The sequence below is a fragment of the Corynebacterium glyciniphilum AJ 3170 genome, assembly GCF_007673095.1.
In the GTDB taxonomy this organism is placed as follows: Bacteria; Actinomycetota; Actinomycetes; order Mycobacteriales; family Mycobacteriaceae; genus Corynebacterium.
Map to the genome: position 1 here is coordinate 1 of NZ_VDYZ01000020.1, position 14,726 is coordinate 14,726.

At 65.3% G+C, this 14,726-nt stretch carries 13 protein-coding genes; 4 read left to right on the forward strand and 9 right to left on the reverse strand.

The window, feature by feature from the left end:
- Nucleotides 1–59: 59 nt before the first annotated feature.
- The gene (gene glnA / locus FS507_RS15085) at nt 60–1,496 is read right to left on the reverse strand and encodes a type I glutamate--ammonia ligase (RefSeq protein ID WP_145943603.1); all 1,437 of its coding nucleotides are present in this window, start codon (nt 1,494–1,496) and stop codon (nt 60–62) included.
- A gap of 287 nt (nt 1,497–1,783) precedes the next feature.
- On the opposite strand from glnA, the gene FS507_RS15090 reads away from it, so the two are divergent.
- On the forward strand, nt 1,784–2,341 hold the full coding sequence (locus FS507_RS15090; RefSeq protein ID WP_145943604.1) for an RDD family protein: 558 nt from the start codon (nt 1,784–1,786) through the stop codon (nt 2,339–2,341).
- A gap of 166 nt (nt 2,342–2,507) precedes the next feature.
- Here FS507_RS15090 and FS507_RS15095 read toward each other — a convergent pair whose 3' ends face one another.
- From FS507_RS15095 to sucB, 4 genes are all read right to left on the reverse strand, one after another.
- The gene (locus FS507_RS15095) at nt 2,508–3,284 is read right to left on the reverse strand and encodes a DUF4191 domain-containing protein (protein ID WP_145943605.1); all 777 of its coding nucleotides are present in this window, start codon (nt 3,282–3,284) and stop codon (nt 2,508–2,510) included.
- Nucleotides 3,285–3,349: 65 nt separating this feature from the next.
- A complete protein-coding gene (lipA, locus tag FS507_RS15100) occupies nt 3,350–4,396 on the reverse strand; it encodes a lipoyl synthase (RefSeq protein WP_145943606.1) in 1,047 nt (348 codons plus the stop codon).
- Between the two features lie 74 nt (nt 4,397–4,470).
- Complete coding sequence (gene lipB / locus FS507_RS15105; protein WP_145943607.1) at nt 4,471–5,208, reverse strand: lipoyl(octanoyl) transferase LipB; 738 nt, start codon at nt 5,206–5,208, stop codon at nt 4,471–4,473.
- 69 nt (nt 5,209–5,277) lie between these two features.
- Nucleotides 5,278–6,987: a 2-oxoglutarate dehydrogenase, E2 component, dihydrolipoamide succinyltransferase gene (gene sucB / locus FS507_RS15110; RefSeq protein ID WP_145943608.1), complete on the reverse strand. Its 1,710-nt coding sequence runs from the start codon at nt 6,985–6,987 to the stop codon at nt 5,278–5,280.
- Between the two features lie 227 nt (nt 6,988–7,214).
- On the opposite strand from sucB, the gene FS507_RS15115 reads away from it, so the two are divergent.
- Nucleotides 7,215–7,613, forward strand: a complete 399-nt coding sequence (locus tag FS507_RS15115) for an oxidoreductase (protein ID WP_145943609.1) — start codon at nt 7,215–7,217, stop codon at nt 7,611–7,613.
- A gap of 9 nt (nt 7,614–7,622) precedes the next feature.
- Here the strand turns inward: FS507_RS15115 and FS507_RS15120 are convergent, their stop codons facing one another.
- Nucleotides 7,623–9,239, reverse strand: a complete 1,617-nt coding sequence (locus tag FS507_RS15120; protein ID WP_145943610.1) for a leucyl aminopeptidase — start codon at nt 9,237–9,239, stop codon at nt 7,623–7,625.
- 89 nt (nt 9,240–9,328) lie between these two features.
- On the opposite strand from FS507_RS15120, the gene FS507_RS15125 reads away from it, so the two are divergent.
- A complete protein-coding gene (locus tag FS507_RS15125; protein WP_145943611.1) occupies nt 9,329–10,465 on the forward strand; it encodes a branched-chain amino acid aminotransferase in 1,137 nt (378 codons plus the stop codon).
- A 7-nt stretch (nt 10,466–10,472) separates the two neighbouring features.
- Here FS507_RS15125 and FS507_RS15130 read toward each other — a convergent pair whose 3' ends face one another.
- Together FS507_RS15130 and FS507_RS15135 are read right to left on the reverse strand one after the other, a co-directional pair.
- The gene (locus FS507_RS15130; RefSeq protein ID WP_145943612.1) at nt 10,473–11,372 is read right to left on the reverse strand and encodes a nicotinate-nucleotide--dimethylbenzimidazole phosphoribosyltransferase; all 900 of its coding nucleotides are present in this window, start codon (nt 11,370–11,372) and stop codon (nt 10,473–10,475) included.
- Nucleotides 11,372–12,076, reverse strand: coding sequence for a DUF3043 domain-containing protein (locus FS507_RS15135; RefSeq protein WP_145943613.1), 705 nt, complete (start codon nt 12,074–12,076; stop codon nt 11,372–11,374). The genes FS507_RS15130 and FS507_RS15135 overlap by 1 nt, the downstream gene beginning before the upstream one ends.
- A gap of 126 nt (nt 12,077–12,202) precedes the next feature.
- Between FS507_RS15135 and FS507_RS15140 the strand changes: the two genes are divergently transcribed.
- Nucleotides 12,203–12,559, forward strand: coding sequence for a HesB/IscA family protein (locus FS507_RS15140; RefSeq protein ID WP_145943614.1), 357 nt, complete (start codon nt 12,203–12,205; stop codon nt 12,557–12,559).
- A 105-nt stretch (nt 12,560–12,664) separates the two neighbouring features.
- On the opposite strand, the gene asnB is transcribed toward FS507_RS15140, so the two are convergent.
- Nucleotides 12,665–14,602, reverse strand: coding sequence for an asparagine synthase (glutamine-hydrolyzing) (asnB, locus tag FS507_RS15145; protein WP_145943634.1), 1,938 nt, complete (start codon nt 14,600–14,602; stop codon nt 12,665–12,667).
- Nucleotides 14,603–14,726: the final 124 nt, after the last annotated feature.

Here is a 14,726-nt window from a genome sequence, read left to right on the forward strand (position 1 = left end):
AGGTCTTCCTTATGCGTCATCCCCCGACGGAGTGTTCACAACCTCCCCGGGAAGTACAACTAGCAGTCGTAGTAGAGCTCGAACTCGTGGGGGGTCGGGCGCAGACGGGACGGGGAGATCTCGTTGTCGTACTTGTAGGCGATGTAGGTCTCCAGCAGGTCGTCGGTGAACACGCCGCCTTCGGTGAGGAAGTCGTTGTCCTCCTCGAGTGCGTGCAGCGCGGCCTCCAGGGAGGTCGGTGCGGTCGGAATGCTGGCGGCCTCCTCCGGGGGCAGCTCGTAGAGGTCCTTGTCGACGGGGGCGTGCGGCTCGATGCGGTTCTTGATGCCGTCGAGACCGGCGAGCATCATCGCTGCCATGCCGAAGTAGGGGTTGCCCGAGGGGTCCGGTGCGCGGAACTCGAGACGCTTGGCCTTCGGGTTCGATCCGGTGATCGGGATGCGGACGGCAGCAGAGCGGTTGCGTTGCGAGTAGACCAGGTTGATCGGTGCCTCGAAGCCCGGGACCAGACGGTGGTAGGAGTTCAGCGTCGGGTTGGTGAACGCCAGGACAGCGCCCGCGTGGTGCAGGATGCCGCCGATGTAGTAGCGGGCCAGGTCAGACAGGCCGGCGTAGCCGGCCTCGTCGTGGAAGAGGGGCTTGCCGTCCTTCCACAGGGACTGGTGGGCGTGCATGCCCGAGCCGTTGTCACCGGCCAGCGGTTTCGGCATGAACGTGGCGGACTTGCCGTGGGCGGCAGCGGTGTTCTTGATGATGTACTTGAACGACTGCAGGTCGTCGGCAGCATGCAGCAGCGTGTTGAACTTGTAGTTGATCTCCTGCTGACCACCGGTACCGACCTCGTGGTGGAAGCGCTCGAGATCATAACCGGAGGCGGCGAGGTTCTTCACCATCTCGTCGCGGACGTCCACGGTCTGGTCGTACGGTGGGACCGGGAAGTAACCGCCCTTGACGCGGGTCTTGTAGGCGGTGTTGGGCGTCCCGTCGGTGTTGGTCTCCTTACCGCGGTTCCACCAGCCCTCATTGGAGTCGACCTCGTAGAATGCGGAGTTCTGCTCGGCGGAGTAACGGACCTTGTCGAAGAGGTAGAACTCGGCCTCAAGCCCGAAGTTGCACGTGTCGGCGATGCCGGTGGACGCGAGGTACTCTTCGGCCTTGCGCGCGACGTTGCGGGGATCGCGGGAGAAAGGCTCACGGGTGAACGGGTCGTGGACGAAGAACTTCACGTTCAGGGTCTTGGTCTTACGGAAGGGGTCGACCTTGGCGGTCGCGAGGTCGGGCAGCAGGTTCATGTCCGACTCGTCGATGGTGGTGAAGCCACGCACCGACGATCCGTCGAACGCCAGGCCGGTTTCGATGGCATCCTCGTCGAAGGTGGAGGCGGGAATGGTGAAGTGCTGTTCCACACCAGGCACGTCCGTGAATCGGACATCGACGAACTCAATGTCGTTGTCCGCGATGTACTTGGTGACCTCTTCGGCCGTCTTAAATGCCACTTCTGGACTCCTTGCAGTCATGTTCGACCCAACTCGTTGTTTCGTTGTCTCACGAGGGGATTCACCCTTCCGGGTGCGTCGTGAACAACCATATTCTGGGGTTGTTGCCCTAGTGTCAATCCAATGTTACCGGCGTGTAACTGGTCCGCCGGTGCCACGGTCGATTCCGGTAGTCCCCGGTCGGGGCTTGACCTCTAGGATACGGGCAGTGGTCCCCGGGTGTGCACAGTCGGGGTGGTCCGCCATGAAATTGGGGGTCGGTGACAGGGCCGGTACGCTTGAGAATCATGGCGAAACGGCAGAAGAACAGTGGCAGCAGTGGCACCGGGGACGACCGCCGTCAACGACGGAAGGGGCTCCGCGAGGAGCGCGCCAGACAGCCGAGCTGGCTGGAAGGCCCCCAGGTTCCGGGACAGTTCGAGGACCCCCGCGACCTGAGTTCGTATCCCGGCAAACTGCTGGGACTGCCGGCCTCGGGGCCCGGGTCGATTGCCTCGATCTTTCCCCGTGTGCTTGCGCTGCTGGTCGACTGGTTGATCTGCTACGGCATCGCCTTCTTCATCACACAGATGACGGGTGCGCTCGGTGGAACCTCGACAGTGGTGTTGATGGTGTGGGTGGTCTGGCGGATCGTCACCGTGTGGCTGTTCGGGCAGTCACCCGGCCACGCCGTGATGGGGATCGGTGTCGCCCGCGTGGACGACCCGGATCAGCGTGTCGGCCTCATCCGGTCAGTGGTGCGGACGGTGCTCACTGTGTTCCTCTTCCCCCCGTTGATCCAGGACACCGACAGCAGGGGCATGCACGACCGCGCTACCGGGACCGCGGTGATCCGGACCAGGTAGGCAGGGGAGCGGTCGGTCGTCATGCCGGACACCATGGCGGTGTCGGCGTGACACCCCGCGGACCGACACAACCCTGGTGTGTCAGGGACGGGGTAAGGGAGGGCACGAAAAGACCCCGGGGTCCTGATTCGATCGATCAGGGCCCCGGGGCCGGGGAGTCTCAGCCTCAACCCTTCTTGTTGCGTTGTGCGGCGCGGCGGGCACGGCGGTTGACGCCGGCCGGGTTCGCGGCGTTGCGGGGCATCGGCCCCTTCGGGAGCATCGATTCCCTGGAGTGAAGACGGGCGATCGACTCGACCTTGCTGTTGAGCGCGTCGACCTGGTTCTTCTTGATGTTGCGGGGCAGGCGGACCAGGTGGTTCTGCAGCTTGCGGATCTGTACCTCGTCCTCGCCCTCGCCGATGTACACGTCGTAGATGGGCGTGTTACCGAGGATGCGGGCGAGTCTCTTCCGCTCCTGCGCCATCATCGGCTTGAGACGGTGACGGCTGCCTTCCCCGACGAGGATCACGCCGGGAACACCGACAACCCGGTGGACGGCGTCCATGTGTGTGTTCGAGGCCACCGCAGTCTCGGTGATCCACTTGACCCCGACGCCGTCGCGAAGGTTCTGCAGCGCCCATCCTGCGGCACCGGCTTCCCCCTCGATCTGGTCGTAGACACCGGACTGCAGACGGCGGGAGAAGATCCAGAAGGCGACCATCACGCCGATGGCGATACCGACGATGAGGTTCAGCCACCACCAGCCGAACACCAGGCTCAGCGCCAACATGACCACCACCGGGCCGAGCAGGCCCAGCAGCATGTAGGGGATGAGCTTCTTGTCCTTCTTGCGCTGCATCTGGAAGGCCTGCCACATCTGGCCTCGTGTCTGCTTGCGCCGTGACTTCTTGGCGGCCTTCTCGAGCCGCTTGTTTTCCTTCTCCCGGGGATCCTTCGCCATACCGCCTACCTTAGAACATCGGCGCCCCGGGACCGTCAACGACGTCCACCGGGGCGTGGGGACAACTAGCGTGCGGAGGAGACAGGGGTCTCCTTGGACGGTCCGTACTTCTCCAGCAGAGTGCCGGCTTCCTGACTGGTGGTGGAGCCCAGGGTGTCACCCAGGTGGGTCAGGTTCTCGGGGAGCGCCTCGCCGCGTGCGGCCTTGGCCTCGGCGTAGAGCCGACCAGACCGGTAGGACGACCGGACCAACGGACCGGACATCACGGCACCGAATCCCAGCTCCTTGCCGAACTCGGAGTGCTCCATGAACTCCTCCGGCTTCACCCACCGCTCGATCGGGTGGTGCATGGAGGTCGGACGCAGGTACTGGGTGATCGTGATGATGTCGCACCCGGCGTCCTTCAGGTCCGTCAGTGACGACTGCACTTCCTCGGCGGTCTCGCCCATGCCGAGGATGAGGTTTGATTTGGTCACCAGTCCGAAATCACGGGCCGCGCGGATGACCTCCAGCGACCGGTCGTAGCGGAATGCCGGACGGATCCGCTTGAAGATCCGGGGCACGGTCTCGAGGTTGTGGGCGAAGACCTCCGGACGCGCCTCGAAGACCTCGGCCAGCAGGTCGGGCTTGGCGGAGAAGTCAGGTGTGAGGTTCTCGACGCCGGTGTTCGGGTTGAGTTCGTGCACCTTGCGCACGATCTCGGCGTACAGCCAGGCTCCCTCGTCATCGAGGTCGTCACGGGTGACGCCGGTGATCGTGGCGTAACGCAGGTCCATCTCGCGGATGTTCTCGGCGACACGGCGGGGCTCGTCGCGGTCCAACGGACTGGGCTTGCCCGACTTGATCTGGCAGAAGTCACACCGACGGGAGCAGGTGTCGCCACCGATGAGGAAGGAGGCCTCGCGTTCCTCCCAGCATTCGTGGATGTTGGGGCACCCGGCCTCCTGGCAGACCGTGTGCAGACCGGCACCGGAGACACGGTTCTTCATGTCACGGTATTCCGGTCCCATCTTGGCCTGGGTACGGATCCACCGTGGCTTCTGTTCGATGGGGGTCTGGGAGTTCTTCGCCTCGATGCGGAGAAGTCGTCGTCCGTCTGATGTAACAGTCACGGCCCCCACCCTACGCTGCATCGTTCAGTGACGCTAACTGACTCCAGCGCTGGAAGTCATCCTAAAATGCCTGTTCAGGACGTCAGTACGCCATGTGCCAGTTCCTCGGGCACGTCGTGGTCGGACATTTCAAGCGACCCGTCCAGTGCCGCGAGCAGGTGGCCGGTGAAGATGTCGGTCACATCCGCGACGCGGACCTCCCGGCCCAGTTCCTCGGACAGTGTCGTCACTCCGGTGTCCGCCAGTCCGCACGGCACGATGTGGTCGTAGTAGTCCAGGGTGTTGTCACAGTTCAAGGCGACACCGTGCATCGTGACTCCACGGGTCACACGGATCCCCACCGCCGCCACCTTGCGGGCGGGGACGAGTTCTCCATGTCGGAGACCTGCGGGAAGCCACACGCCGGACCGCCCCGGGACTCGTCCCACGTTGTCGAGACCGACGTCACGGCAGGTCGCCAGGACGGCCTCCTCGATACGCCGGACGTAGTCGACGACGTCGATCGGATCGTCCAGTTTGATGATCGGGTAGGCGACGAGTTGTCCCGGTCCGTGCCAGGTGATCCGCCCGCCCCGGTCGACATCGACGACGGGGAGGCCGTTGGTGGGCAGATCCTCCGGCTGTGTGCGTTTACCCGCGGTGTACGTCGGCGGGTGCTCCAACAGCAGGACGGTGTCCTCGATCTGTCCGTCGGCACGCTGACGCGCCAGGGCGGCCTGTTTGTCCCAGGTTGACAGGTAGTCCACCGTCCCGAGGCTGTCGACGACGACAGGGGTGTCCGACATCCGGATGGATCCGCGTTGATATCCCATGCCTAACGACTCTACCCCGCCACCGCGATAACGCGGTGGCGGGGTAGAGGACGGGAGGGGTCAGTGGACTCAGATCTCCAGGTCGGAGGTGAAGTCGCTGTTCTCCAGCCGGTCCTTGATGGTGGTCAGGAACCGGCCTGCGTCAGCGCCGTCCACGATCTGGTGGTCGTAGGTCATGGGCAGGTAGACCATGCTGCGGATCGCGATGCTGTCGGAACCGTCTTCGGTGATCACGACCGGACGCTTGCGGATGGCACCCGTGCCGATCATCGCGGCCTGCGGCGGCACCAGGATCGGGGTATCGGTGAGTGCGCCCTCGGAGCCGATGTTGGTGATGGTGAAGGTGCCGCCACTGACGTCGTTCGGCTTGAGCTTCTTGTTCCGGGCACGGTCGGCGATGTCGGCGATCGCCGCGGCCAGCTCAGGCAGTGACATGTCCTGGGCGTCGTGGATCACCGGGGACAGCAGGCCGTCCTTGGTGTCGACGGCGATACCGAGGTTGACCTGGCCGTGGTAGGTCATCTCCTGGGTGTCGGCGTCGTAGGAGGCGTTGACGTTCGGGTGCGCGACAAGGGCTTCGACGATGGCCTTCGCGAAGAACGGCAGGAACGTGAGGTTCTGGCCATGCTTGTCCTGGAAGGCTGCCTTCGACGCCTTGCGGAGCTCGGCGATGTGGGTCATGTCGACTTCGTGGACCTGCGTGAGCTGCGCCGCTCCGTGCAGGGACTCCAGCGTGGTCTTGGCGGTGATCGCGCGGATCCGGTTGACCTTCTGGGTGGTGCCCCGCAGCGAGGCCTTCTCCGGATCGACGCCCTTGGCCGGCGCCGGTGCGGACTCCTTCGCCGTGCCGCCCTCGGCGGCAGCGATGACGTCCTGCTTGCGGATACGTCCACCGACCCCGGTGCCCTCGACGGTCGAAAGATCCACGCCGTGCTTCTCTGCCAGCTTGCGCACCAGCGGAGTGACGTAGGGGAGGTTACCGTCGGACGGCTCGCCGGCATCTGACGTGGAGGACGCCTCCTGCTCCGAAGACTCCTTCTCCGGCTGAGGATCTGCCTTGGGCTCCTCCTTCTTCTCCGGCTTGGGCTCCTCCTTCGGCTCCTCTTGCTTCGGCTCCTTCTCCTCCTTGGCGGGTGCCTCGTCGGCGGCGCTTCCGTCACCCACGCGGGCGATCACGCCACCGACGTCGATGGTGTCGTCCTCCTCGGCGAGAATCTCCAGCAGAGTGCCGGCGACCGGCGAAGGAACCTCGGTGTCGACCTTGTCCGTGGAGACCTCGAGCAGGGGTTCGTCGACCTCCACCTCGTCGCCTACCTTCTTCAGCCACTGGGTGATGGTGCCCTCGGTGACTGACTCGCCGAGCTCAGGCATCGTCACCTCGGTCCCCGCTCCGCCGCCGTTGGAGGCCGGTGCCGGAGCGGATTCCTCCTGATCGTCGGACGAGTCGGACGAGTCGTCTGTCGTGTCCTCGTCCTCGGCGGGCTGTTCTGCGGAGGCCTCGTCGGAGGAGGCGGAATCCCCGCTCGCCTCGCTTTCCTCACCTTCATCACCGATCTCCGCGATGACGGCACCGACGTCGACGGTGTCATCTTCGTCGGCGATGATCTTCAGCAGTACGCCGGCGACGGGGGAAGGGATCTCCGTGTCGACCTTGTCCGTGGAGACCTCGAGCAAGGGTTCGTCGACCTCCACGGTGTCGCCGACCTTCTTCAGCCACTGGGTAACAGTGCCTTCTGTGACGGATTCGCCCAGCTCGGGCATTTCGACGGAGTGCGCCATGGTGTTGAAGCTCCTATTTAACGACGGGGTACAGATGTGGAGTACGTGGATCGGTCCGCAGTACGCAGAGAAAGCAGAGAAGTGGTCTCTGACCGAATACTATATATGGTAGCGCTGTGAACGTCGTCCTGCCGGAGGGGGTCGGCCCATGCCGCCCCGTACAGGGCCTGTCGCCGGCAGAGGAGACTGGTCGCAGCGTCCTCACGGAATCCCTTAGAATCTGTGGTGTGTTCAATTTATTCGGTCGATCTCGTCGCTCCGGTCCCCGACCTCCTCGGGCACCGGGTGGGCGTACGCGTCCCGCCGACCTTGATTACCTGAGCCACTGGGCGGCGCAGCGCGAAGGTGTGGAAGGCTTCGTCGAACCCGAGACCCTGGTCAACGAGATGTCCGTGGTTCTCGTGGACGCCACCGGCGACTGGACCCGTCGGCGCATCGGCGGGCCCCGCGGTATCGACGACGTGATCTCGGCGACCGGTGTCCGGCTCTACGACGCGGAGAAGAGCGGTTACCCCCAGCGGATGAGGGACCGTATCGAGCGTGACCGGATTATCCGCAAACGTCTCGAACAGCAGGAACGACGGGCGCGCTTCGAGGAGCGTCGCGCAGAAGGGGAAGGGGACTGACCGACCGGGTCACCCCGTCGTTCCTGCGACGTCGGTGTCGCCGGCGATGTCCTCCAGGACCGCGATGATCGTCCGGACGGGTACTCCCGTCGCCCGTCGTGGGGTGTAGCCGTGCGGTGCGGCGGTGTTGTACGCGGGGCCGGCGACGTCCAGGTGGACCCAGGGCAGCCCTTCCGGGACGAACGCGGCGAGATAGTGGCCGGCGGCGGCCATACCTCCCCAGCTCTTGCTGGGGATGTTACGCAGGTCGGCGACGTCGGACCGGATGTCGTGGGCGATTTCCGCCGGTAGAGGCATGGACCAGGCTCCCTCACCCGCGTCGCGGGACAGCGCGGATACCCGGTCGCGGAGACCGGGGGTTCCCATCACGGCAGGTGTCCGGTCTCCGAGGGACCGAACCTGGGCGCCCGTCAACGTGGCTGTCTCCACGAGGTAGTCGGGGTCGTCTTCGCACGCCCGGGCGATGGCGTCCCCGAGAATCAACCTGCCTTCGGCGTCGGTGTTGAGGACTTCGGTGGTCAGCCCGCCGTAGTGGCGCAGAACATCCCCGGGGCGTACGGCGGTACCGTCCGGCATATTCTCCGCCAGCGGCACGGTGGCCGTCACGGAGACCGCCAGATCGAGTTCGGACGCCGCGATCACCGCAGCGACGACGGCAGCGGAGCCCCCCATGTCCGAGATCATGTTCCCCATGTTGGGGGAGGGCTTCAACGAGATGCCGCCGGTATCGAAGGTCACACCTTTTCCGACGAGGGCGACGTGTGGCGGTGCTTCCGTGTCCGCTGCCTCAGGGAGGTCAGGTCGGTAGGACACACGGACCAGGCGGGGAGGACGGGGTGACCCCTGGCCCACGCCCACGAGAGCCCCGAACCCCTGCTCGGCGAGCTGACGCTCATCCAGGACCTCCACCGTGAGTCCGGCCTGCGAACCGAGGTCGGAGATGATGCGGGCGTAACTGTCCGGATAGAGAAGGTTCGCCGGAGCGTTCACCAGGTCGCGGGCACAGGTCACGGCCTCGATGACGACACATGCCCGGGAGAAGTCCGTGGCGGCGGACCCGGCGGCGCTCGGAGCGGTCGGGGGTGCGATGACCAGACGCCTGAGGCGGCCTGCCTGAGCGTCTCCGGGCTTCGCTCCGGTGTAGGTGTAGCCGCCCAGACCGTGTCCTTCGGTCGCAGGGCCGATCCCCAGGGTCCCCAGGAGGCTCAGTGCCGTGAGGTCGCCGTCGCCCACGGACGCGGGCAGGTGGTCGAGGGCCCGCGAGGCGGTGCCCGCAGCGGTACGCAGCCCTTCGTCCGTCAGCGTGTCCGCGTCACCGAGACCGACCGCGAACAGACGGGTCGCCGCGATGCCGGGGACGGCGGGAAGCAGGTGCGTTTCCCCTGCCCGCCCGCGTGCACCGATGTCGACCAGCGACTTCCAGATGGCCACCTGCGTCTCCCTGTCGAAGGGGGAGGAGGTGCCGGAGGGGGACCCGGGGGCCGAACCCAGGGACAGCTCGATTCCGTTGTCCCCGGAGAAGGAGGGGATGACCAGGATGTCCACGTCGGCGTCGGCGACCGCCGAAGCATCCGTGAGAAGTTCCAACGGAGGCATGGTGCCCCGGGGCAGTCCAGTGGATGTCATCGCTCACCTCAAGCTTGATAGGAGTCGTCGTCAGGCGTCCTGCCGGGCATGTGTTCCGGACCGGCACCGACGGGTCTAAGATACAGGCCATGTCTGATTCCGCGCCCGCCAACTCCACGTCCACCACCTTCTCCCGCACGCTGACGGAGAACCCCACCCCGCCGGAGAGGATCGCCGAAGTACTCGCGAACCCCGGTTTCGGCCGGTACTTCACCGACCACATGGTGGTCATCGACTGGACCGAGGACGCCGGATGGCATGATGCACGGCTCGTTCCCTACGCACCGATCGCCATGGACCCGGCGACGTCGGTCCTCCACTACGGTCAGGCCATCTTCGAGGGACTCAAGGCGTACCGCCAGCCGGACGGGTCGGTCGCCACCTTCCGCCCGGACAAGAACGCCGAGCGAATCCGTTCCTCCGCACGCCGTATCGCCATGCCGGAGATCCCGGAGGACCTCTTCCTCGCCTCGTTGAGTGAGCTCGTCGACGTGGACAGGGAGTGGGTCCCCGCCTCCGGTGGTGAGGAAGCGCTCTACCTGCGTCCGTTCATCATCTCCACCGAAGTCGGGCTGGGTGTGCACCCGTCCGTGAGCTACAGCTACTACGTGATCGCGTCTCCGGCGGGCGCGTACTTCAAGGGCGGGGTCACCCCCGTCAGCGTGTGGCTGTCCACCGAGTACGTCCGTGCGGCCCCCGGGGGTACCGGCGCGGCGAAGTTCGCCGGAAACTACGCGTCGTCTCTCGCGGCGCAGTCCTACGCTGAGAAGCAGGGTTGCGATCAGGTTGTGTGGCTGGACGCGACGAACCACACCAACATTGAGGAGATGGGCGGGATGAACCTCGCCTTCATCCTCGGGGGACAGGACGGGAAGCCGGCGGAACTGGTGACCCCGGAGCTCTCCGGCTCGCTGCTGCCCGGCGTCACCCGTGATTCGCTGCTGCAGCTCGCCGCTGACGAAGGGCTGAAGGTCACGGAACGCCGGTTCACTGTCGATGAATGGCGGGCGACGGCGGCCTCCGGTGAGATGGCGGAGGCGTTCGCCTGTGGGACCGCCGCGGTGATCACTCCGGTGGGTACGGTGAAGGACCGTACGGGCGAGTTCCAGATCAACGGTGGAAACCCCGGAGAGATCACAATGCGCCTGCGCGAGCGTCTCACCGGTATCCAGCGTGGTACCGGAGAGGACTCCCACTCCTGGAACCACACGCTGGTCCAGGCGTAACGGGGCACTATTCCTGGCGCAGAGACACCGCCGCGTCCAGGAGGGGGAGGACCACGAGCCCTGCGGCGGCGGCGGGTGCGCCCAGGGGACGGTCGACGACCGGGGTGAGTGCCAGGCGGCGTGCGGCGACAGTCGCTGCGGGTTCCGACGAGATCTCGGGTAACAGCAACCAGTGGGCAGCCCCCGGGACGAGGGCGTCTGCGAGTAGTCCCGCGGCGAGTCCGCTGACACCGTCCAGAATCACGGGCGTCCGGCGCGTCGCGGACTGAGCCAGCAGCCCCGCCGTGAAGGCCGTGTCCGGGGTACCGAGAATGTCGAGGATGTCGAGTACCGCGGAAGCATCGACCGGGCGCCTCCGGTGGGCCCGTGCCTGGAACATCCGGTCGCGGATGGCGACCGTCTTGTGCTTCCACTTCTCGTCACTGACCGGTGCAGGGCCCCCGCCACGGCCCACGACCTTCACCGGTTCGACATTGCACAGGACCCCGACGAGTGCTGCGGCCGTCGTCGTCGCTCCCGTCCCGACGGTTCCGGTGAGAAGCAGTGGAACTGCGGCGTCCGCGCGGGCGTCGGCAGCCTCCCGTCCCGCATCCAGCCACTGAGACGGTGAGCCCCCGGAAGAGTCGGGGAAACCGGTGACGGAGATGTCGACGCCCTGTCGCGCTGCCAGCGTGCAGAGCGGGGACACCCCGGCGTTGATCCGGTCGGTCTCCGCGTGCGCGTGTCCCCAGGGCAGCGCGGAAACCGGGCTGTCCACGCCGGAGGACGGTGCGGCGACGGCGTGATCCCCGGTTGCCAGCAGGAGCTCCGGGCGCGGTCCGGAGGCCTCGTCGCCAGACCTTGTGCCGGTGTACCCGGTGCGGACGGCCCAGGCGCCGAGCTGCTGGAGGACCGGTCGCTCTGACATCAGACCGCGTCGCCGATATTCACCTGGGGTGCGGGCGTCCGCATCTTGCGGACCATGGTGGCCCGGGTGAAAGCGTAGAAACCGATGGTCCACTTCCCGAAGGTCGTGTCCGGGAACCGCTCGCGCACCAGCCTGTTGACCTTGCGACCGAGGAAGAGCCCCTCGACCACCAGGATCAGGATCACCACCAGCATGAACAGACTGATGTAGTTGGCGATCAGCGGCATTCGGGTGCCGAGGATCATGACGACAACGACGACCAGTGCGATAGGCAGGAAGTAGTTCATCAGGTAACGGTGGGAGTCCACGTAGTTCCGGACGAAGAGTTTCTCCTTGCCCTGGTCCCTGGCGAGAAGGTAGTCAGGGTCGCCGGCCATCATCCGCTCGTTGGCCTTGCGACGCGACTCCGCCGCCTCCTCGCGCTGCTTACGCTTGGCCTCCTTGAACTCCTCCTTCGACATGGAGTTCTTGTAGTCCTTCTTGCGCTGACGAGCTTCCTTCGGAGTCATCGGAGCGTCGAAATGGACCCGCCGGACGCCGGTGGAACGTTCGACCTCGTTGCGCTTCGGCGTCGGACGGCCCTTCTTGGGCGTGTAGCCCTTCGGTGTCGTGGCGGCGTCCTCGTCGGTGAGGGAGCCGCCTGCCGAGGTGACGTCGCCGTCGGCGACATCACTGTCATCATCTTTCTTCCACGGGAGTTTCACACCTCACAGGCTAGAGCACGAGCGGACGGCGGTACCAACGCGGGTGAGGCTGTCGGGAATAGATCACTGGATTTCATGGTTGTGGACGAGTAGTTTGGGCATATCCGCATTACTGAGGAGGAAATGATGACTGCTCCCGAAAAGACCGCCGAGAAGTCCACCGGTGTCGAACTGACCAGCGCTGCCGCAGGTAAGGCCGCCGGTCTGCTCGCACAGGAGGGTCGGGACGACCTGTCCCTGCGTATCGCCGTTCAGCCGGGTGGTTGTGCAGGCCTGCGCTACCAGCTCTTTTTCGATGACCGCACCCTGGACGGCGACCTTGTCGACGACGTCGAGGGCGTCCGTCTTGTCGTGGACAAGATGTCCGCCCCGTACCTGACGGGAGCGAAGATCGACTTCTCTGACACGATCGAATCCCAGGGCTTCACCATCGACAACCCGAATGCAGGTGGCTCCTGCGCCTGCGGCGACTCCTTCAGCTGACGGACCTGCCCTGTACAGAGGATCCCAGAGGAACTCCCCGCCTTCGTGCAGAAGGCGGGGAGTTCCTCCGTTTTCGGCACGGTGCGTGTCGCGCCGGAAGAGAGATCAGAGGTGGACCGGGTAGTCCTGTTCGTCGATGTCCGGGTGGATGCGCTGTTCGACGAAGATGCCGTGCCAGATCATGAAGGCGATGACCGTCCACAGCCGTCGTGAGTGGTCCGGGCCGGAACCGGTGTTCATCGACACCCGGTGTTCGTCCAACATCGCCAGCACCTGGGACTTGTCGAAGATGTGGTCGGTGGCGGAATCCTCGATGTTCTTCTTCGCCCAGTCGTAGAGTTCATCACCGGCGAGCCAGTGGCGGAGGGGGACAGGGAACCCCAGCTTCTTCCGGTTGATGACATGTTCGGGGACGATGAGCTCCAGAGCGCGTCGCAGAGCGTACTTCGTGGTCCCGTTGCCGACCTTGAGCTCGTGGGGAATGGTACGCGCGACGTCGAAGACGACCCGGTCGAGGAACGGCACACGCAACTCCAGCGAGTTGGCCATGGTGATCTTGTCCGCCTTGACCAGGATGTCCCCGCGCAACCACGTGAACATGTCGAGGTGCTGCATCCGCGCCACCGGATCCATGTGCACGGATTTCGCGTAGATCGGTGCGGTCACCTCGCGGTGGTCCCACTCGGGCCGGGCAATACGCAGCACGCGTTCGAGCTGTTCATAGTTGAACGACCGGGCGTTGCCGTAGTAGCGCTCCTCGATCGGTGTCGTTCCACGCTGGAGGAGTGACTTGCCACGCATACCGTCGGGCAGGGCGTCGCCGACTGTACGGAGGACCCGTTTGACGGGGGAAGGGACCTTGTCGAACGGCGCGAGGGACAGGGGTTCCTTGTAGATCGTGTACCCGCCGAACAGCTCATCCGCGCCCTCACCGGACAGGACGACCTTGACGTGTTTGCGGGCCTCGGCGGCGACGAAGTACAGGGGAACCAGTGCCGGATCCGCGACCGGGTCGTCGAGGTACCAGATGATCTTCGGGACGGCGGCAGCGAACTCTTCGGGGGAGACGACCTTGACCACGTGCTCCACGCCGATCGCCTCCGCGGATTCCGCCGCGACGTCGACCTCCGAGTAGCCCTCCCGTTCGAAACCGGTGGTGAACGTGATGAGGTCCGGATTGTGCTGCTTGGCCAGTGACGCGATCGCGGTGGAGTCGATCCCTCCGGAGAGGAAGGAGCCGACGGTGACGTCGGCCCGCATATGCTTGGCGACTGAATCCTGCAGGGCGTCGGCGATACGGGTGAAAAGGGCGTGTTCCTGTCCTGCCGGTACAGGAGAGACCGGGAACGTCGGCTCGAAGTACCGTACAGCTGTGACAGCCTCTCCGGGGCGGACGGTGGCGTGGCACCCCGATTCGAGCCGCCGGACACCGCTGTGCAGAGTCTCCGGTTCCGGGACGTACTGCAGGTCCGTGTAGTGGACTATTGCCCGGTCGTCAAGGCTCAGGTCGAGACCGATGTCCTCGGCCATCGCCAGGACGGACTTCTTCTCGCTGCTGAAGACGGTGCCGGCGTCCGTCGTCGCATAGAACAGTGGCTTGATGCCGAAGGGGTCGCGGGCGAGGAACATCGTCCGGTCCGCTGAGTCCCACACCGAGAAAGCGAACATTCCACGCAGGTGGTTGACGACGTCCGTGCCCCAGTGGTGGAAACCGACCACAATGGTCTCGGAGTCACCGGACGTGGCGAACTCGTAACCTTCTGCCTGGAGCTCCTCCCGGAGTTCGACGTAGTTGTAGATCTCGCCGTTGAACGTCATCGAGTATCGGTCCGGCTGATCGGCCGGGCCCCACTGGAGAGGCTGGTGCGAGTGCTCGAGGTCGATGATCGACAGGCGGTTGAAGCCGAAGACCACGTCGTCGTCGTTCCAGGTGCCGTCTTCGTCCGGGCCGCGGTGCCGCATGCAGGGGAGTGCCCGGGCGGTCGTGTCCACGAAACGGGGGGCGTCACCGTGTGCCGTCAGAATTCCAAGAAGTCCACACATGTGCTCTGGGGTCATCTCCGTAAGTGTCGTCGGGAGCCGGCGTGTCCGGTGCCCGGGTAGCGGGGCAGGACGGTGAGATACCGGCCGCGTGCGCGTGCGTAAGCACACAAGACTACTCGTCGAG

Excerpts from the sequence above, each read along its gene's own strand:
- FS507_RS15090 (WP_145943604.1), top strand. The coding sequence starts at position 1,784 with ATGGCGAAACGGCAGAAGAACAGTGGCAGCAGTGGCACCGGGGACGAC.
- FS507_RS15095 (WP_145943605.1), bottom strand. The coding sequence starts at position 3,284 with ATGGCGAAGGATCCCCGGGAGAAGGAAAACAAGCGGCTCGAGAAGGCC.
- lipB (WP_145943607.1), bottom strand. The coding sequence starts at position 5,208 with ATGGGATATCAACGCGGATCCATCCGGATGTCGGACACCCCTGTCGTC.
- sucB (WP_145943608.1), bottom strand. The coding sequence starts at position 6,987 with ATGGCGCACTCCGTCGAAATGCCCGAGCTGGGCGAATCCGTCACAGAA.
- FS507_RS15120 (WP_145943610.1), bottom strand. The coding sequence starts at position 9,239 with ATGACATCCACTGGACTGCCCCGGGGCACCATGCCTCCGTTGGAACTT.
- FS507_RS15125 (WP_145943611.1), top strand. The coding sequence starts at position 9,329 with ATGTCTGATTCCGCGCCCGCCAACTCCACGTCCACCACCTTCTCCCGC.
- FS507_RS15130 (WP_145943612.1), bottom strand. The coding sequence starts at position 11,372 with ATGTCAGAGCGACCGGTCCTCCAGCAGCTCGGCGCCTGGGCCGTCCGC.
- FS507_RS15140 (WP_145943614.1), top strand. The coding sequence starts at position 12,203 with ATGACTGCTCCCGAAAAGACCGCCGAGAAGTCCACCGGTGTCGAACTG.
- asnB (WP_145943634.1), bottom strand. The coding sequence starts at position 14,602 with ATGTGTGGACTTCTTGGAATTCTGACGGCACACGGTGACGCCCCCCGT.